At 70.7% G+C, this 18,936-nt stretch carries 14 protein-coding genes and 1 pseudogene; 2 read left to right on the plus strand and 13 right to left on the minus strand.

All coding sequences use genetic code 11. The features are described from left to right. Positions 1 to 297: 297 nt before the first annotated feature. Both ABT063_RS41965 and ABT063_RS41970 read left to right on the plus strand, forming a co-directional pair. Positions 298 to 1,686 (plus strand): OFA family MFS transporter, encoded by a 1,389-nt coding sequence (locus tag ABT063_RS41965; RefSeq protein WP_351066213.1) that lies wholly within the window; start codon positions 298 to 300, stop codon positions 1,684 to 1,686. Position 1,687: 1 nt separating this feature from the next. Next, positions 1,688 to 2,754, plus strand: a pseudogene (locus tag ABT063_RS41970) (MFS transporter). 64 nt (positions 2,755 to 2,818) lie between these two features. On the opposite strand, the gene ABT063_RS41975 reads toward ABT063_RS41970, so the two are convergent. The 13 genes from ABT063_RS41975 to ABT063_RS42035 all read right to left on the minus strand — a co-directional run bounded on the left by ABT063_RS41975 (position 2,819) and on the right by ABT063_RS42035 (position 18,925). After that, positions 2,819 to 3,880 (minus strand): sugar phosphate isomerase/epimerase family protein, encoded by a 1,062-nt coding sequence (locus ABT063_RS41975; protein WP_351066214.1) that lies wholly within the window; start codon positions 3,878 to 3,880, stop codon positions 2,819 to 2,821. Between the two features lie 58 nt (positions 3,881 to 3,938). After that, on the minus strand, positions 3,939 to 5,357 hold the full coding sequence (locus ABT063_RS41980; RefSeq protein WP_351066215.1) for an alkaline phosphatase family protein: 1,419 nt from the start codon (positions 5,355 to 5,357) through the stop codon (positions 3,939 to 3,941). Beyond that, positions 5,354 to 6,562, minus strand: a complete 1,209-nt coding sequence (eboE, locus tag ABT063_RS41985; protein WP_351066216.1) for a metabolite traffic protein EboE — start codon at positions 6,560 to 6,562, stop codon at positions 5,354 to 5,356. The genes ABT063_RS41980 and eboE overlap by 4 nt, the downstream gene beginning before the upstream one ends. 3 nt (positions 6,563 to 6,565) lie before the next feature. Further along, positions 6,566 to 7,456, minus strand: a complete 891-nt coding sequence (locus tag ABT063_RS41990) for a TatD family hydrolase (RefSeq protein ID WP_351066217.1) — start codon at positions 7,454 to 7,456, stop codon at positions 6,566 to 6,568. Then, positions 7,456 to 8,172, minus strand: a complete 717-nt coding sequence (locus ABT063_RS41995; protein WP_351066218.1) for an EboA domain-containing protein — start codon at positions 8,170 to 8,172, stop codon at positions 7,456 to 7,458. The genes ABT063_RS41990 and ABT063_RS41995 overlap by 1 nt, the downstream gene beginning before the upstream one ends. After that, a complete protein-coding gene (locus ABT063_RS42000) occupies positions 8,169 to 9,158 on the minus strand; it encodes a sugar phosphate isomerase/epimerase family protein (protein WP_351066219.1) in 990 nt (329 codons plus the stop codon). The genes ABT063_RS41995 and ABT063_RS42000 overlap by 4 nt, the downstream gene beginning before the upstream one ends. Next, a complete protein-coding gene (locus ABT063_RS42005) occupies positions 9,155 to 10,207 on the minus strand; it encodes an SCO3242 family prenyltransferase (protein WP_351066256.1) in 1,053 nt (350 codons plus the stop codon). Before ABT063_RS42005 ends, ABT063_RS42000 begins: the two co-directional genes overlap by 4 nt. Before the next feature lie 116 nt (positions 10,208 to 10,323). After that, complete coding sequence (locus tag ABT063_RS42010; RefSeq protein ID WP_351066220.1) at positions 10,324 to 11,484, minus strand: inositol-3-phosphate synthase; 1,161 nt, start codon at positions 11,482 to 11,484, stop codon at positions 10,324 to 10,326. 140 nt (positions 11,485 to 11,624) lie between these two features. Then, complete coding sequence (locus ABT063_RS42015; protein WP_351066221.1) at positions 11,625 to 12,962, minus strand: ThuA domain-containing protein; 1,338 nt, start codon at positions 12,960 to 12,962, stop codon at positions 11,625 to 11,627. A gap of 15 nt (positions 12,963 to 12,977) precedes the next feature. Beyond that, a complete protein-coding gene (locus ABT063_RS42020) occupies positions 12,978 to 15,479 on the minus strand; it encodes a PQQ-dependent sugar dehydrogenase (protein WP_351066222.1) in 2,502 nt (833 codons plus the stop codon). Positions 15,480 to 15,559: 80 nt separating this feature from the next. Beyond that, positions 15,560 to 16,558, minus strand: coding sequence for a sugar phosphate isomerase/epimerase family protein (locus ABT063_RS42025; RefSeq protein ID WP_351066223.1), 999 nt, complete (start codon positions 16,556 to 16,558; stop codon positions 15,560 to 15,562). A 14-nt stretch (positions 16,559 to 16,572) separates the two neighbouring features. Continuing rightward, positions 16,573 to 17,781 carry a Gfo/Idh/MocA family protein gene (locus ABT063_RS42030; RefSeq protein WP_351066224.1) on the minus strand — a complete coding sequence of 403 codons (1,209 nt, stop codon included), beginning with the start codon at positions 17,779 to 17,781 and terminating at the stop codon, positions 16,573 to 16,575. An 82-nt stretch (positions 17,782 to 17,863) separates the two neighbouring features. Beyond that, positions 17,864 to 18,925: a substrate-binding domain-containing protein gene (locus ABT063_RS42035; protein WP_351066225.1), complete on the minus strand. Its 1,062-nt coding sequence runs from the start codon at positions 18,923 to 18,925 to the stop codon at positions 17,864 to 17,866. Positions 18,926 to 18,936 lie beyond the last annotated feature (11 nt).

An 18,936-nucleotide genomic window follows, 5' to 3' on the forward strand; every position in this document is an offset into this window, starting at 1 on the left:
ACCAGATGCGCGCCTTCGCCGACCAGCTGGCCGTAGTACTCGCGGGGGGTGCCGAGTGAAGCGCGGCCCCGTCCGCCGGCCGCCCCCCCACCCCGCCCACCCAGCGGCCCCGCGGGCGGCCCCCCCCCCCCCCGCGGCGCGGCGGGCGGCCGTTTTCGCCCTCGCTCTCTACCTCACCCCCTCCCAACCCCCCCCCCGCGCGGCCGCGCCCCCCCCCCCCCGGGACCCGTGCGCACACGAAAGGCATTGGACAGGGGGCGCTGGCCAGAACTTTCGACGCAAGGGGTGCAACACGACATGACAACGACCGATCTGCCTACCCCGGTTCCCTACCGTGAGGTGACCGACGCGAACGGCCGCGTCTACCGTCTCGGTGAGACCGACATCGACATCATGGGCCGCAAACGCAAGTGGATGGTCATCCTGCCGTGGGTCGGCATGATGGGCATCAGCTCGGCCGAGTACGCGTTCGCGTCCGCCGAGGACACTCTGCACACGGCGCACCACTGGAACAGCGGGCACATCTTCTGGATGCTGGGCGTCTGGGTCTTCTTCCAGGCGGCGGTGGCCTTCCCCGCGGGCAAGCTGCGGGAGAGCGGCAAACTTCCCGCCCGCTGGGCGATGATGCTCGGCGCACTCGGCACACTGCTGGGATATCTCTCCCTGGCGTTCGCGCCGCATGTGATCGTCGCCTACATCGGCTTCGGCATGTTCAGCGGCATGGGCGCGGGCATGGTCTACGCGACCTGCGTGAACATGGTCGCCAAGTGGTATCCGGAGCGCAAGGGCGGCAAGACGGGCTTTGTGAACGGCGGTTTCGCCTACGGCTCCGTGCCGTTCGTGTTCCTGTTCACCGGCTACATGGACCTCACCAACTTCCGCTGGGTGCTGGTCTGTGTGGGTCTGTTCCTGGCCGCGGTCGTGGCGGTGGCGGGCTACTTCTTCCGTGACCCGCCGAAGAACTGGTGGCCGGCCGACATCGACCCGCTGAAGAAGCCCGACGACGCACGTGCCCGGCGCGCGATGGAGAAGAACCCGCCGGCCGTGCACCAGTACACCCCCAGGGAGGCGTGGAAGACCGGCCGCGTGGGTCTGATGTGGTTCTGTCTGCTGTGCACCTCGGGCGTGAACATCTTCGGTATCGCCTTCCAGGTGCCCTTCGGCGACGAGGCGGGCTTCGCGGGCGGCATCGTGGCCACCGCCATGTCACTGAAGGCGATCGTGAACGGCACGGGCCGCGGGGTCATCGGCTGGCTATCCGACCGGTACGGCCGCAAGCAGTGCCTGATCTTCGTCTGCGTCGTCCTCGGGCTGTCGCAGTACGGCATCCTGCTCTCGGGGAACATCGGGAACCTTCCGTTGTTCCTGCTGTTCTCATCGATCTCCGGCTTCGGCGGCGGCGCCATCTTCCCCATGTTCGCCGCGATGACCGCCGACTACTTCGGTGAGAACAACAACGCCTCCAACTACGGCCTGGTGTACTCGTCGAAGCTGGTCTCCGGCCTGCTCGGCTCCGGTATGGGCGCCGTGGTGGTGAGCGCCTGGGACTACTCCGGCGCGTTCGTCCTGGCCGGCTCGATCTCCCTCTTCGCGGGCTTCATGGCCCTGTTCCTGCACCCGCCCGGACGCCCCAAGGCCAAGCGCATCGCCCCCAACCCGCACCCCCTCGGCGAGGAGATGGCATGACATGACGGCTGGCCCCGTCGCATCGAACAGTTCATCGGCACACCCCGACGCCGCGAACCGTCCCTACCGTGAAGTGACCGACTCCCACGGCCGCGTCTACCGCGCCGGCGAGAGCGATCGGGACATCCTCGGTCACTCCCACAAGCTCATGGTGTACCTGCCGTGGATCGCCATGATGGCCATCAGCATCTTCGAATACGCGTACGGCTCGGCGGAGGACACCCTGTCCCACGCCCACGGCTGGACGCAGAGCAACACCTTCTGGATCCTCAGCGTCTGAGTGTTCTTCCAGGCCGGTATCGCCTTCCCGGCGGGCTGGCTGCGCGAGAAGGGCATCCTGACCGCGCGGGGCGCCATGTACGCCGGCTCCCTCATGTGCGTCGTCGGGTTCCTCGCCCTGTCGCACCTGAGCGACGTCCGGCTCGCGATCCTCGGCTTCGGCGTCGTCGGCGGTGCCGGCGCCGGGTTGGTCTACGCGACCTGCATCAACATGGTCGGCAAGTGGTTCCTCACGCACTCCGGCAACCGCAAGAACGCCGCCGGTCTCGCCAAGAACCCTCCCGCGGTACGGCAGTACACACCGAAGGAGGCCATCGGGACCGGCATGCTGCCCCTGATGTGGATCTCCGTCGTGATGACCGCCGGTGTGTCGATCGGATCTCCTTCCAGGTCGACTACGCCAAGAAGGTGGGCTTCGGACCGCTGATGGCGGCGTCGTCGATGGGTGTCATGGCGGTCATCAACGGCATCGGCCGGGGTGTCGTGGGCTGGCTGTCCTACAGGTGGGGCCGCAAGTCCACCCTGGTGTTCGTCATCGTCGTCCTGGGCCTCGCCCAGTTCGGCGTGATCTGGGCCGGGGACATCAGGAGCGAGGGACTGTTCCTGTTCTTAGCCTTCCTGTCCGGCTTCGGCGGCGGCCTCGGCCCCATGGTGGTCGCGGCCTGGGGCTACGACGGTGCGTACGCGCTGGCCGGCGGCGTGTCCCTGGTGGCGGCGGCGATCGCGCTGCTGCTGCGGCAGCCGGGGCGGGACGCGGCGCGTGCTCCTCGACCGCGGCCCGTGGGCTGACGTGGCGCGTATATGAGGAGGCCCTCCCCGGTTGGGGGAGGGCCTCCTCACGTGTGTACGGCTGTCAGCACTTCTCGCGCAGCGAGTGCAGGTGCTCACTGGACCGGCGGGCGAACGTGAAGGACTCGGTCGGATTGTCGTGCTCGGCCTGCCAGTGGTGGGCGAACCGCTGGCCGCGCAGCCGGGTCACGGCGGAGATGAACCGCTGGTAGTCGATGTCGCCGTCGCCGACATCGACCATGCGGTAGCCGTACTGGTTCGACGGGTCGTTCACGCCGTCCTTGACGTGGAAGAGCGGGTAGCGGTCGGGCTGCTTGAGGACGTAGTCGAGCGGTTCGAAGGGTGCGGGGGTGCCGTCGGGCCGCTTGGAGAAGCGGAACTGGCCGGAGTACGCCCAGTAGATGTCCATCTCCAGGTATACGAGGTCGGGGTCGGTCTCGGCGAGCAGCACGTCGTAGAGACGGACCTTGGGGTTGTCGGTGGCGAAGGAGAACTCCTCGGAGTGGTTGTGCTGGTAGAACTTCATGCCGCGTGCCCTGGCCGCCGCGCCGTAGGTGTTGAAGTCCTCGGCCGCGCGCTTCCACGCGTCGACGGTGGAGCCGTAGCGGAACGGGCCGGAGGCGGTGCCGATGTGCTTCAGGCCGAGGGCCTGGGCGTCGTCGAGGACCTTGGTGAGGTTCTGGGCGAAGGTGTAGGCGTTCGGGTCGCTGGAGTAGTAGCCGACGTGGCTGCCGATCGGGTTCAGACCGTGGTTCCTGGCCAGCCGTTTGAGCTGGGCGAGGGTGATCGGGCCCGCCGCTCCTTGCGTGTAGCCGGCGAACTCGACCTCGTCGTAGCCGTACTTCTCGAGTTCGGCGAAGACAGGGGCGAAGCCCAGCGTGGAGACCTTGTCGCGCAGACTGTAGAGCTGGATGCCGAGCCGGCCGGGAGGCAGGACGGGACGGCCGCGGCCGGCGGCGGAAGCTTCTGTGGCGGTGGCTGCCGTCGCCGGGGCTGCGGCGGCGCCGAGCAGGGCGGCCGCTGTGGCGCCGGCTGCGACGCCGAGCATCCCTCGTCTGCTGAGGCGGTGGGCCAGTTCGGGGTCGTGCGCCTTGCTCGTTCGGGCCGTGCGAGGTGTGCGGCTCATCTGGAACTCCTCCAGGTCGCGGGGCGTTGTCAGTGGTGAGTGCTTCACTTGTGATCAGTCAGGAAAGACCGGCCAGTTGGAGCAGAAGTGCTTTCACGTCAGTGGCCGCGACGCGGTCGCCGACAGCGCGGGGGGTGGAGCAGATGAGGAGCGGACCGTCGTCGTCGCTCGCGGGAAGGCGGCCGTGGCTGCCGCGAATAGGTGAGGGATCCAGGGGCACGACCGCCATGCGGTAGCGCATGCCGAGCTTCTTGCGCGCCAGCGCCGTGGCCGCCTTGACCTTGACGTAGGGGTCGAGCGGGTCCATGAAGAGTTCGACCGGGTCGTAGCCGGGTTTGCGGTGGATGTCGACGAGCCGCGCGAAGTCGGGCGCGCGGGCGTCGTCGAGCCAGTAGTAGTACGTGAACCAGGCGTCCGGCTCCGCGACGGCGACGAGTTCGCCGGAGCGCGGATGGTCGAGGTGGTGGTCCTTCTTTCCCTCGTCGTCGAGGAGTTGCTCGATGCCGGGCAGTCCGTCGAGGGCGGCCCGGGTCACGTCGAGGTCTTCGGGCCGGCGGACGTAGACGTGGGCGATCTGGTGGTCGGCGACGGCGAAGGCGCGGGAGGCCATCGGGTCGAGGTACTCCATGCCGTCCTGCGTGTGCACCTCCAGCAGTCCGGCGCGGCGCAGGGCGCGGTTGATGTCGACGGGGCGTTCCGCGCGGGTGATGCCGTACTCGGACAGGGCGACGACCGTACGGCCCTCGGCTCGCGCGTCGTCCAGGAGCGGCGCCAGGGCCGCGTCCAGGTCGGCGGCGGCTTTCAGGGAGCGCGGGTCGTCGGGGCCGTGCCGTTGCAGGTCGTAGTCGAGGTGAGGGAGGTAGCAGAGCGTCAGGTCGGGGTGCCGGGTGCGCATGATGTGCCGGGTGGCGTCGATGATCCAGCGACTGGAGACCAGGTCCGCGCCGGGTCCCCAGAAGTGGAAGAGGGGGAAGGTGCCGAGTTTCTCCGTCAGTTCGTCGTGCAGGGCGGCGGGACGGGTGTAGCAGTCGGGTTCCTTGCGGCCGTCGGCGTAGTAGATCGGACGGGGGGTGACGGTGATGTCGGTGTCGGCGCCCATGGCGTACCACCAGCAGATGTTGGCGACCGTGTAGCCGGGGTGCGCGCGGCGGGCGGCGTCCCAGAGTTTGTCTCCGGCGACCAGGCCGTTGTGCTGGCGCCACAGGAGTACGTCACCGAGTTCGCGGAAGTACCAGCCGTTGCCGACGATGCCGTGCTCCGACGGGTGGGTGCCGGTCAGGAAGGTGGACTGGGCGGCGCAGGTGACGGCGGGCAGTACGGTGCCGAGCGGCGCACGGGAACCGGACTGGGCCAGGGCCTTGAGGTGCGGCATGTGATGGAGGAGACGGGGGGTGAGGCCGACGACGTCGAGGACGAGGAGCGGGGTCGGGCCCGGGGCGGTCCGGTGAGTGCTCATGGATGTTGCGCGGGTGCTCATGGCAGCTCCTTCAGACCGAGGTCCGTCAACAGGTCACGGGCTAGGGCCAGTTCGGCGGCGATGCCGTCGGCGAGCTGGGCCCGGCCGCGGGGCCTGAGCTCGGGCGGGAGTGCCTGCCAGGTGTAGGTCTCGACCTCGAGGTGGTGGGTGATCGGGTGCTGGCCGCCGACGAGCCGGGTCAGGGCGGCCTTGAGGACGGGGAGCGTGGAGGTGAGGGGTGCGTCGGGGGCCGCGTGCAGCGGGACGTGGAAGTGGGCGCGCCACGGGGCCGCGTCGGGAAGGGTGTCGCCCGCGAGGGCCTCGCCGAGGTCGTCGGTGCCGCGCAGGCCGGCGGACGTCGCGGTGCGGGTCTGGTGCAGGAAACGGGGTTCGTCGAAGGCGGCGAGGGCGGCGCGGACCTCGGGGAGATGGGGGTGTTCGGCGTGCAGGGCGGCCGAGAGCTGGGACTTGACGACGGGGATGCCGGCCCCGGCGAGGGTGTCCAGGGCGGTGTGCGGGTCTTCGAAGGAAGTGGCGAGATGGCAGGTGTCGACACAGACGCCGATCCGGTCGTGGCCGATCGCGGTCAGCGGGGCGATGGCATCGCCAGTGGTCTCGACGACGCAGCCGGGTTCGGGTTCCAGGCCGACGCGGATGGAGCGGCCGGTCAGTTCCGCCAGCGCGTCCAGACGCTCGGCAAGGCCTGCCAGGCGGGCGCGGGCCGTCTCCGCGCGCTCCGCCGCCGGCGTCCCGTCCGCCCGTGCGGAGCCGGGCGGTGCGGACAGGACGGTGCGCCAGGTGAGCGGCAGGGTGGAGATGCTGCCCTCGGTGACGTCGTCGGGCAGGAGCCCGGCCAGGACGCGGGCCAGGGCGGTGGTGTGGTCGAGGCGTTCGGGGTCGGCCCAGTCCGGCTTGTAGACGCGGTACTTGACCTCTTCCGCGCCGAAGCCCTGATACGGGAAGCCGTTGATCGTGACGACCTCCAGGCCGCGCCGGTCGAGTTCGGTGCGCAGGCCGCGCAGGGCGGACGGGTCCGTGACGAGGGCGTGCGCCGCGTCCCTGGCGAGCCACAGGCCGATGCCGAGTCGGTCGCGGCCGAGTCGGCGGCGGACGGGTTCGCAGTGGTCGCGGAGCTGGGCGAGGACGCCTTCGAGGGTTTCGGCGGGGTGGACGTTGGTGCAGTAGGCGAGGTGGACGGTGGTGCCGTCGGGGTGGCGGAAGCGCATCGGTCACGCCCCCGGGGACAGGGGGCCGGCCGTCTCGTCCGGGTCTCTCGGGGCGCCGCGCAGGATGGAGTTGCCCTCGTGGGTGGCCTGCGTGGCCGCGACGTCGAGGGCCAGGCGGCCGCTGAGGCCGTAGAAGGCGACGGGGTTGCGCCACAGCACCCGGTCCACGTCGTCCTCGGTGAAGCCCTCGGCGAGCATCAGGTCGCCGACCTTGCGGGTCTTGAGGGGGTCGCTGCGGCCCCAGTCGGCAGCGGAGTTCACCAGCACCTGCTCGGGTCCGTAGGCGCGCAGGATCGCGACCATCCGCTCCTCGTCCATCTTGGTGTCCGGATAGACGGAGAAGCCCAGCCAGCAGCCGCTGTCCTTGGCCTCCTTGACGGTGGTCTCGTTGAGGTGGTCGACCAGGACCCGTTCCGGAGCGAGGGCGGACTCCCGGACCACGTCGAGGGTTCGGCGCAGGCCGGCGAGCTTGTCGCGGTGCGGGGTGTGGACGAGCGCGGGCAGCTCGTGGTCGGCGGCGAGCTGGAGCTGCGCGGCGAGGGCGGTGTCCTCCGCGGGGGTCATCGAGTCGTAGCCGATCTCGCCGACGGCCACGACCTGGTCCTTGACGAGATACCGGGGCAGTTCGTCGAGGACGGGGACGCAGCGCGGGTCGCCCGCCTCCTTGGGGTTGAGGGCGATCGTGCAGTGGTGGGCGATGCCGTACTGCGCGGCGCGGAAGGGTTCCCAGCCGAGCAGGGAGTCGAAGTAGTCGAGGAAGGATGCGGGTGACGTGCGGGGCTGGCCGAGCCAGAAGGACGGCTCGACGACGGCGCGGACGCCGGCGGCGTGCATGGCCTCGTAGTCGTCGGTGGTCCGTGACGTCATGTGGATGTGGGGGTCGAAGATGCGCATCAGGACTCCTTGCCGTCGAGGCCGCGGATGCCGTGCTCGGCGGGCGGTGTGGGCGTGGGGTCGGTCAGGGCCAGGACGCGGTGGAGGTCTTCGGGGACGGGACGGCCCGCGGCGGTGCGTTCGGCGGCGTAGTCGCCGAGCATGCGGGCGAGTTCGCCGTCGGCGTGGGCGCGCCGCTCCAGGTCGGCCACCTCGGTCACGGGCACGCCGGTGAAGAGGCATTTCAGGACGGCGTGCCGCCAGTGGTGGGCGGCGAGGTGCCGGGCGGCGTACGGGCCGAGGGCGGCGGCCAGGAGTCGGGTGTCGTTGGTGCGCAGGGCGTCCTCGACGAGCGGGACGGCCTCGGGGCCCGGCACCAGGTGGGGCAGGGCGTGCAGGACGGCGCGGCGTTCGGCGGCGGTGCCCTGGGCGTAGACGCGGGCGAGGGCGTCCGGGTCGGCGCGTGCTGCGTGCAGGATGAGGACACGGACTGCGTCGGCGTGTTCGGGGCCGCAGCGGCGTCCGGCCTCGGCGAGGCGCAGCTCCCACACGGAGATGGGGCCGTGCGTGCCGGGATGGGCGGCGGCCTCGTCGAGGGCCTGGTCGAGCCAGGCGCGGGCGGCTGAGCCAAGGTGGGCGTTGGCGTGGCTGCGCAGGTCGTCCAGCGGGGTGCGGGCGAGGGTGGCGCCCTGGGTGTCGGCCGCGGGTGGGTGCGAGGCGGCACGGGGGTGGGTCATGAGGTGCTCCCTTCAGGGGTGGCGGAGGGCTCGCCTGGGGGTGCGAGGAGCGGGGTGCTCGGTGGGACGGATGGCCTGGGCTCGGTGGGCGGCGTCGAGGCCCTGGAAACCGCCGCGGTGGCTGCCGCTCGGCGGAGGAACGGAAGGGAGAGCTCGGCGAAGTGGGGGCCCGCGTGGGAGTGGCGGGGCAGTTCGACGACGGTCAGGCCCTGGTAGCCGGCGGCGGACAAGGCGGCGAGTACGGGTGGGAAGTCGATCTCCCCGTCTCCCAGAGGGAGGTGTTCGTGGATGCCGCGGCGCATGTCCTCGATCTGGACGTGGCGCAGCCAAGGGGCGGCGGCCCGTACGCAGTCGGCGGGTGGGAGCGGTTCGAGGCACTGGCAGTGGCCTATGTCGAGGGTCAGGCAGAGGTGGTGCGGGGCGCCGAGAACGCGGCGGAGGTGGTGGAAGTCCTCGAGGGTGGCGAGGAGATGGCCCGGTTCCGGTTCGACGGCCAGGGGGATGCCGGCGGTGGTGGCGGCGTCCAGGACGGGGGTGAGGGCCTCGGCCAGACGTTTCCATGCCGTGTCCGTGTCCGTACCTGCCGGCGTGACGCCGCTGAAGCAGTGGACCGCGTGGGCGCCGAGGTCTGCGGCGACCCGTACGCCACGGATCAGCAGGTCGACGCGTCGGGCGCGGTCGTCCGGATCGGGGTCCAGCAGCGAGGGGCCGTGTTTGCGGCGCGGGTCGAGCACATAGCGGGCGCCCGTCTCCACGGTGACCGTCAGACCGAGCGCGTCCAGCCGGTGTGCGAGACGGCGGGTACGGGCGGCGAGGTCCGGGGCGAGCGGGTCGAGGTGCATGTGGTCGAGGGTCAGCCCGACACCGTCGTAACCGAGGTCGGCGAGGAGGGCGAGGGCGTCGTCGAGGCGGAGGTCGGCGAGGCCGTTGGTGCCGTAGCCGAAGTGAAGGGAGGTGGTGGAGGGAGGGAGGGCTTCGGGGGTCATGTGATGCTCACCTTCCTCGCGAACCTCCTTGCGATCGGGGCCAGCGCCGCGGTGAGCAGCGCCGTGGCGGTCGCGCCGGAGCGGGCGGAGAGTGCGGCCTGGAGCGGGATCATGGCGCGGATGCCGCCGCTGACGGCTCGTTGGGTGAGCGGGGGTGAGGGGTTGAGAGCGGCGTGGAAGTAGGGGCGGGCGGCGGTGGCGGCATAGGCCGCGGCGAGAGCCGTACGCGGGGCGGCGACCGGCCAGAGCCATGAGCGAGGGCGGGCTGGGTTCCGGTCCGGCAGATCGAGCCGGACACGCCGGTTCGGCCGGTCGGGATGCCCGGGCCGGGGCGCGGTGGTGTCCCGGCTGGTGGGCGGGCGCGTCAGGAGCCTGGTCAGTACGCCGGTCGTGGCGAGTGCTGCCAGAGGGGCGAGGGGTGAACCGCCCTGGGTCTCCCTGCGGGACACGGTCGTGACCGCGAGGGTGTGTGCGCTGAGGAGAGCGGCGGACGGAAGGGCTCTGCGGACGCCGTCGGCGAGGCGCGCAGGGCCCGCGGTGACCCCCGTGTCACCCGTGCCTGTCGCGCCGCCCGTCGTGGCTGCCGCGCCGAGGAGCAGGTCCAGACCGCGCGCCGCCGCCATCGCGAGGGGGCCTGCCGGGGTGCGCTTCAGGGCGAGGTCGTAGGCCCAGACCGTCGCTGCGAGAGGGGTCGCGACGGCGAGGGCGGGGCGGCCGGCGCAGGCGGCCAGGGACAGGCCCGCGCCGGTGAACGCACAGGCTGCCGCGAGGGCCGCCGTGGGGCGAATGCGGCCGGAGGGGAGGGGGCGGTGCGGGCGTTCCGCCGCGTCCTCCCCCCGGTCGGCCCAGTCGTTGAGGGCCATGCCGGCCTCGTACAAGCACAGGGAGGAGCAGATGGCGAGCAGAGTGCGGGGGTTGGGGTGCGCGGCTGCTGCCGCGGCACCGGCGAGGGCGTCTCCCGGGACGGTGAACAGGGCCGGGAGGCGGAGCAGTTCGGTCCAGGCCCGCGCGCCGACGGGGCGGCTCGGTCCCACGCCGACCGCCCCCATCCCGACCAGGCCCGCACCACTCGCGCCCACACGGCTCGCGCCCGCACCATTCGGACGCACGCCTGCCAGGCCGATCGGGTGCACGCCGTTCAGGCTCGCGGCATCACGTCGGCCGCTCACCGGCCCTCCCCCGAGTGCTCGTCCGCCCGCCGCCCCGCCGCGCCGCCCCGCAACCGCTGCGCGAACTCCACCAGTGCCGCGTACTGCTCTCCCAGTGCCGACGGCCCTTCCCCCACCGGATCCTTGAAGTAGAACCCCAGCTCGGACAGTGGTCCGGACAGGCCCCTGTCGTGGGCGCGGGAGACCAGGCGGGCCAGGTCGAGGACCAGGGGTGCGGCCAGGGCCGAGTCGCAGCCCTGCCAGATGGTCTGCAGGATCATGCGGGCACCGAGGAATCCGTCGAAGGCGATGTGGTCCCAGGCGGTCTTCCAGTCGCCGAGCGCGGGGACGTCGTCGATGTGGACCTCGCCCTCGGGGGTCGTGCCGAGCGTGTCGGCGAGGACCCGCTCCTTGCCCGCGTTCTTCGCCGCCGCTGCGGCCGGGTCCGCCAGGGCGGCCCCGTCGCCGCCGCCGAGCAGGTTGGTGCCGGACCAGGCCCGGACCGCGAGCGCCCGCTGTGCGAACATCGGGCCCAGCGCCGAACGCAGCAGCGTCTGACCGGTCTTGCCGTCGCGGCCCGCGTACGGCAGCCCCGACGACTGGGCCGCCCGGGCCAGCGCGGGGTGGTGCAGACCGGTCGACGGGGTGAAGTTCACGTACGGGCAGCCGGCGCGCAGAGCTGCCGCCGCGTACAGAGAGCTGGCGGGGAGTTCGGTGCCGTTGGGCGCCGGTTCCGTGGAGGCGACGTTCACCACGACCGCGCACGCGAGGCCCTGCCGCCGTACGAAGTCCCGTAGGTCGTCGGCGAAGGCGGCGATGAGCTCCTCCGCGTCCCGCGTGTCACCGGGGAGTGGGCCGCCGGGTCTGATCTCCCGGTCGGCGGCGGTCAGTTCCGCGCCGATCGCTGTCGGGAGGCCGTGCGGCAGGACGCCTCCGGCCGCCAGCGTCTCCGCGCGCTTGGGCAGGGGGCAGTCCACCGTGTCATGGCCGCCGAAGACGAGGGACGACAGGTCGGGCAGGCCGCTGTCGGCGAAGTCGGGGGTCTCGGTGATCAGTCCCGTCGGCGGGTGCAGGCCCGCTGTCACGGCGGCGCATCCCGCGACGACCGTGGTGGCGACGGAGCCCCGTGCCCCGATCAGCCAGACGCCGACGCGCGGTGGGGAAACGGACGCGGACATGGGCAGCCTCCTCGTCGAACGCCTGGTATGCGAAGAACACCTCGTATGCGCACACGCCTCGTATGCGAGCCCGCAGGGCGGAGCACGCCTGGCGGGCGAAGACGGCGGGCGGGAGTCCGGCGTCCCCCGCCCGCCGCCGCTCAGTCGCCCTGCACGGGCAGTTCCTTGATCCGGATGTCACGGAAGGACACCTGGTCGTCGGCTCCGTGGTTCTGGATGCCGACGTGCCCGTCGCGCAGGCTCCGGGCCGGATCGGTGTTGGTGAAATCGTTGATCTTCACGCCGTTGAGCCACACGCGCAGGCGTTCGCCCTTCACGCGGATCTCGTACGTGTTCCACTCCCCCGGCGGATTCAGCGCGCGGTCGCGCTTCTTCAGGTCGGCGGACCGGAAGCCGTAGACGGACCCGGTGGTCTTCTCGGGTACGTCGGTGGCGTCGATCTGGATCTCATAGCCGTTGTTCACGGCCGACCACGGGTCGTCCGAGGGCGGGAAGCCCACGAACACACCGGAGTTGTCGTCGCCCGACTCACTGGCCATCTTCCAGTCGAGCTTCAGGGAGTACGCCCCGAAGCCCCGGTCGGCGTACCAGAGCATCCCCATCCCGCCCGACGACGTGATCGTGCCGTCGTCGTCCAGGGTGAAGGAGCCCGGGCCGGCCTGCTGCCAGCCCTCCAGCGAGCTACCGTCGAACAGTGGACGGTATCCGGTCTCCGGTCGACAGTCCGCCTGGACATCGCCTACTGCGTACAGGATTCCGCCTGCCAGATGTCGACGGAATGCAGGCTCCGCGAAGGACTCCTTCGTGTGACCGCCGCCCGTGTAGAAGGCGCGGCCGCCCTGGTAGTTCTGGCACCAGGCGATCGGGTGGTCGCCGTGCATGGTGCCGCCGGTGTACGACGACTCATCGAGCGAGGCGAGGACGTGGGCCCTCTCCCGGGGGTTCGAGCGGTAGTTGTACCACTCGTCGGTACGCTCCCAGGTCCTCGAAAGTCCCGAGGTCGCCGGGTGGGCACGGTCCTCGACGTGCACCGTCGCGGGCTGGATCGCCGGGTGCGACTGGAAGTAGGCGCCGGCCAGGCCGCCGTAGAACGCCCAGTCGTACTCGGTGTCGGCGGCCGCGTGGATGCCGACGTAGCCTCCGCCGCGGTGGATGTAGTCCTCGAAGGCCCGCTGGTGGGCGGGATCCAGGACATCGCCGGTCGTCGACAGGAACACGACCGCGTCATAGCGCCGCAAGTTGCGTGCGGTGAACGCGCTCGCGTCCTCCGTCGCGTCGACCGTGAAGCCGCCCGTCTCGCCGAGCTGCTTCACCGTCGCGACGCCCTCGGGGATGGAGTCGTGCCGGAAGCCGGCCGTCTTGGAGAAGACCAGCACCCGTTTGTCGTCCGCCGGGTGCGAGGCAGCCGGTTCCGAGACGCAGCCCAGCAGCAGGGCGGTGCCCACAACGGCGGTTCCCAGTCGTCGGGTTGAGCGCATCGCCGTCACCTCCTCTCAGCTCGTCTTGAAGGTGAAGTCGTCGACGTCGTACAGGGCTCCCGAACCGCTGCCCTTGAAGACCAGATAGAGCGTGGTCGTGCCGCGCGGGGCGCGCGCGAGGTCGGCGCTGACGTCCTGGAAGGTGTCCCAGCCGCCGGTCACCGGTACGGTCGCCTTGCCAAGCGGTGTGCCCGTCGAGGATCCCGCACGGACCTCGAGGGTGCCGCCCGCGCCGCCGGACGAGATGCGCGCGGTGATCGACTTGGCGTTGCTCAGGACGTACGGCGTGAAGGAGACCCAGTCACCGTTGTTGATGTCGCCGACGGTCTCGCCGCCGTGCGCGGTGTCCTTCGTGATGACCGAGACGCCGGAGCCGTTGCCGAAGTGCTCGGCCTGGCGGTGCTTGGGCTGGGTGACGTTCTGGTCGTGGGTGGTGAGCGGGGCCTGGCCGCCGCCTCCGCCGTCGGTGTACTCGGCGTCCAGGACACCGAAGATGTTGGCGTCGTCGTCGTGGCCGCCGTCGGCGCTGGTCTGGACGGTGCCGGTGCAGCCGTTCGCCGAGGTCACCGGGTGGCCGTGGCTGTCGTGGCCGAGGATGAAGGTGACCTTGACCTTCGCGCAGTCGATGTTCCTGCCGTCCTCGACGTCGGTGACCCGCACCTTGAACGGGATCGCGTCACCGAAGCTGAACAGCTGCCCGTCCTTGGGGAGTTCGAGCGTCACCTTGGGCGCGGTGTTGCCCACCACGACCTGCACACTCGCGCTGCCGGTGCGGCCGCTCGGGTCCTTCACGGTCAGCGTCGCGGTGTACGTGCCGTTCTTCTTGTACTTGTACGTCGGGTTCGGCTGCGTCGACTTGCCGCCGTCGCCGAAGTCCCAGCTGTACGTGAGGGCGTCGCCGTCCTGGTCCGTCGTCCCCTCGGAGGAGAACCGCAGCCTGAGCGGCGCCTGCCCCGACGTCCGGTCCGCGGCGGCCTGCGCGACCGGGGAGTGGCCGTCGGTCGCGTTCTCGATGCGGTACAGGGCCGAGTGCTCGTCGCCGCCGAACCAGGCGGTGCCGTAGTCGAGGACGTACAGCGCGCCGTCCGGGCCGAAAGCCATGTCCATCACCTGGGTGCCGGTCCACGGTATGTCGTTGATCGACTGCACCGTGCCGTTGTCATCGCTGACGATCCGCTTGATCCAGCGGCGGCCGAACTCCCCTGCGAAGAAGTCCCCGTCGTACGCCTCGGGGAACTTCACCGGCGAGTCGAGCGAGGCGTCGTAGTGGTAGACCGGGCCACCCATCGGCGACTCGGAGCCGCTGCCGAACTCGGGCAGGGAGTCTCCGTCGTACGGGATCCAGGCGGGCTGGGCCGGGGGCAGGTCGGTGAGGCCGGTGTTGTTCGGCGAGGTGTTCTTCGGCGCGCTGCAGTCGAAGGCCGCGCCGGATGCACCCGTCGCGAAATCGTATTCAATGTACGGGACATTGTCGCCCGTGCAGTACGGCCACCCGAAGTTGCCCGGACCGGTCACCCGCGCGAACTCGACCTGACCGGCCGGTCCGCGGGCCGGGTCGGCGGCGCCGGCGTCGGGGCCGTAGTCGCCGACGTAGAGGATGCCGGTCTTCTTGTCGACGCTGAAGCGGAACGGGTTGCGGAAGCCCATCGCGTAGATCTCGGGCCGCGTCTTGTCCGTGCCGGGCGTGAAGAGGTTGCCGTCAGGGACGGAGTACGAGCCGTCGGCGTTCACCCTGATGCGCAGGATCTTGCCGCGCAGGTCGTTGGTGTTGCCGGCCGAACGCTGGGCGTCGAAGGCCGGGTTGCGGTTCGCGCGCTCGTCGATCGGCGTGAAGCCGTCCGACTGGAAGGGGTTGGTGTCGTCGCCCGTCGACAGGTAGAGGTTGCCCGCCGCGTCGAAGTCGATGTCGCCGCCGACGTGGCAGCAGATGCCGCGGGAAGCGGGGACGTCGAGGATCTTCTTCTCGCTGGCCGTGTCGAGCGTGCCGTCGGTGTTCAGAACGAACCGGGACAGCCGGTTGACGCCGTCGAACGGCGCGAAGTCGGCCGCTGTGCCCTTCTCGGGCGCGTCGCCCGCCGGGGTGTTCAACGGGGGTGCGTAGTAGAGGTAGATGAAGCGGTTGGTGGTGAAGTCGGGGTCGACGCCGATGCCTTGGAGGCCTTCCTCGTCGTGGGAGTAGACGTCGAGCTTGCCGGCGAGTTTGGTGTTGCCCGCGGCGTCGGTGAGGCGGAGTTCGCCGTCGCGCGATGTGTGCAGGACCGAGCGGTCCGGGAGGACGGCGAGCGACATGGGCTCGCCGACCTCCGCCTCGCCCTTGGCGAGAGTGACCTGCTGGAAGTCCTCGGCCGCGGCAGCCCCCTCGTCGGCGACGGCTGCGCCGGCCTGGGGTGCGGTGAAGGTGAGGGTCGCGCCTGCCAGCAGTGCGCCGCTGAACAGCGCCACTGCTTTGCGGAAGGACAGGCGTCGTCTGTGGGTCTCGCTTCTGTCGGTGCTGGTGGTGCGGTCGTTCCCGTGCACGGGTGCCTCCAGAATGGGGCCGGTTGTACGGGCGAGTGCGTACGCCGGGATGCGCCGTCATCCCGGAGAGCGAAGAAAGATCAGTTGCCGAACGCCGCGTCGAAGGAGGCCGAGGGCGGCTCGAAGTCGTATGCCTTGAGACGGGTGAGGGCCTCGGGGGCGCCCTGGAGCCGGTCCATTCCGGCGTCCTCCCACTCGACGGAGACCGGGCCCTGGTAGTCGATGGAGCGCAGCATCCGGAAGACGTCCTCCCAGGGGACATCGCCATGGCCGGCCGACACGAAGTCCCAGCCGCGGCGCGGGTCGCCCCACGGCAGATGGGAGCCGAGGCGCCCGTTGCGGCCGTCGAGCCGCTTGCGGGCCTCCTTGCAGTCGACGTGGTAGATCCGGTCGCGGAAGTCCCACAGGAAGCCGACGGGGTCGAGGTCCTGCCACACGAAGTGGCTCGGATCGAAGTTGAGTCCGAAAGCCGGTCGACGGTCGACCGCATCCAGTGTGCGTACGGTCGTCCAGTAGTCGTATGCGATCTCGCTCGGGTGGACCTCGTGCGCGAACCGCACGCCCTCGGCGTCGAAGACGTCCAGGATCGGGTTCCAGCGCTCGGCGAAGTCCTCGTAACCGCGCTCGATCATCGACTCGGTGGCGGGCGGGAACATGGCGACCAGGTGCCAGATGGCCGAGCCGGTGAAACCGATGACCGTGTCGACGCCGAAGGCGGCCGCGGCGCGCGCGGTGTCGGCGATCTCGGCGGCGGCCCGCTGCCGCACTCCCTCCGCGTCGCCGTCGCCCCAGATACGGGCCGGCAGGATCGCCTGGTGGCGTTCGTCGATGATGGCGTCGCAGACCGCCTGGCCCACCAGGTGGTTGGAGATGGCCCAGCACTTCAGGCCGTACTTGTCGAGCAGGGCCCTGCGGGAGTCGAGGTACGACGGGTCCGCAAGAGCCTTGTCGACCTCGAAGTGGTCGCCCCAGCAGGCGAGTTCGAGTCCGTCGTAGCCGAAGTCGCGGGCGAGACGGCAGACCTCTTCGAGCGGGAGGTCCGCCCACTGGCCGGTGAACAGCGTGAACCTGCGCGGCATTTCTCTGCGCCTCCTCAGACCGCGATGGGCGTGTAGACGGAGTTCTTCTCGGCGCTCTCCTCCACCGCCGCCAGCACGCGCTGCACCTGCAGCCCGTCGGCGAAGGAGGGTTCGGGTTGCCGGCCCTCGGCAATCGCGTGGACGAGGTCGCGGGCCTGGTGGACGAAGGTGTGCTCGTAGCCGAGGCCGTGGCCCGGCGGCCACCAGCCGTCCAGATAGGGGTGGTCGGGTTCGGTGACGAGGATGCGGCGGAAGCCGGCGTGCGCCCCGGGTTCCGTACCGTCGTGGTACGCGAGCTCGTTGAGGCGCTCCAGGTCGAAGGCCAGCGAGCCGCGCTCGCCGTTGAGTTCGATGCGCAGCGCGTTCTTGCGGCCGGTGGCGTAGCGGGTGGCCTCGAAGGAGGCGAGGGCGCCGGAGGTGAAACGGCCGGTGAACAGGGCCGCGTCGTCGACAGTGACCTGTCCACTGCCGACTGCCGACACGGCGGACAGGCCGCTGGTGGGTCCGCCGGGCAGCGGTCGCTGCCGTACGAAGGTCTCGGTCAGGGCGGAGACGCCGGCCAGCCGTTCGCCGGTCAGGTACTGGGCGAGGTCGACGATGTGCGCGCCCAGGTCGCCGAGCGAGCCGGAGCCCGCCTGTTCCCTGCGCAGTCGCCACGTCAGCGGAAACTCCGGGTCGACCAGCCAGTCCTGAAGGTACGTCACCCGCACGTGCCGCAGCGCTCCGAGCCGACCCTCGTCGATCATCCTCCGGGCCAGCGCGGTGGCGGGCACCCGGCGGTAGTTGAAGCCGACCATCGCCAACCGGCCACGCTCGTACGCCGATTGGGCGGCCGTCACCATCGCTTCGGCCTCCTCCACGGTGTTCGCGAGGGGTTTCTCGCACAGGACGTGCTTTCCGGCGGCGAGCGCGGCGAGGGCGATCTCGGCGTGGCTGTCGCCGGGGGTGCAGATGTCGACGAGGTCGATGTCGTCCCGCGCGATCAGGGCGCGCCAGTCGGTCTCGGTCGTCGCCCAGCCGTGCCGGTCGGCCGCCGCGCGCACAGCGGCCGCGTCTCGCCCGCAGACGGCGGCCAGGACCGGGCTGAGCGGCAGGTCGAAGACGCGGCCCGCGGTGCGCCAGCCCTGGGAGTGGGCGGCGCCCATGAAGGCGTAGCCGACCATGCCGACGCGCAACGGCGGCTTCTCGGCTCCGGGCCCTTCTGACTGCTGCGGCTGTGCCATGCGGAGTGTCCTCCTCGTGGTCGTGGCGCGGTGGGGGGTGCGGCCCGGCCCCTGGACGGGGCGGGCTCCTTGGAGGGAGGCCTCACTTGAAGCCGGTGGACATGTACTGGTCGACGTTGGTCTTGTCGACGACCGCCGAGTAGAGCGTGAGCGACGCCGGGATCTCGTACTCGGCGAGGCCGCTGATGCCCTTCGCCTGACCGAGAGCGCGGGCGAGGTCGATCGCGGAGGCGGCCATGGTCGGCGGGTAGAGGACCGTAGCCTTCAGGACGCCGTTGTCCTGCTTGATGGCCTGGAAGGCGGAGAGCGCGCCCGCGCCGCCGACCATCAGGAAGTCGTCGCGGCCGGCCTGCTCGATGGCGCGCAGCGCGCCCACGCCCTGGTCGTCGTCGTGGTTCCACAGAGCGTCGAACTCCGACTGAGCCTGCAGGAGTTGGGCCATCTTGGCCTGCCCCGACTCGACCGTGAAGTCGGCGGCCTGGCGGGCCACCTTGCGGATGTTGGGGTAGTTCTTCAGCGCGTCGTCGAAGCCCTGGGTGCGCTGCTTGGTCAGCTCCAGGTTGTCGAGGCCGGCCAGCTCGATGACCCGGGCGTTCGCCTTGCCCTTGAGCTTCTCGCCGATGTAGTGGCCGGCGTTGAGGCCCATGCCGTAGTTGTCGCCGCCGATCCAACAGCGGTACGCCTGCGGGGTGTTGAAGATCCGGTCGAGGTTGACGACGGGGATGCCCGCGCGCATCGCCTTCAGGCCGACCTGGGTGAGCGCCTTGCCGTCGGCGGGCAGCACGACCAGGACGTCGACCTTCTTGTTGATCAGGGTCTCGATCTGGCCGATCTGCTGGGCGGTGTCGTTGGAGCCCTCGGTGATCTCCAGGGTGACGTCGGAGTACTTCTTCGCGCGGTTCTTGGCGTTGTCGTTGATGGCGTTGAGCCAGCCGTGGTCAGCCTGCGGGCCGGCGAAGCCGATGGTGACCTGCTTGCCGGGCTTGTCCTCGGCGGCCGGCTGGTCGTTCGCGGCGGGCTCGTCATTGTCCGGATCATTGCTGGTGCAACCTGTGAGGAGGGCACCGGCCGAGACGGCGGCGGTCCCGAAGAGCAGTCCTCTGCGACTGGTGAAGCGGCTAGTGAAAGACGTCGGCTCTGGCATGGCGGTGAACC

Source organism: Streptomyces sp. NPDC002838 (genome assembly GCF_040295365.1).
Lineage (GTDB): Bacteria > Actinomycetota > Actinomycetes > Streptomycetales > Streptomycetaceae > Streptomyces.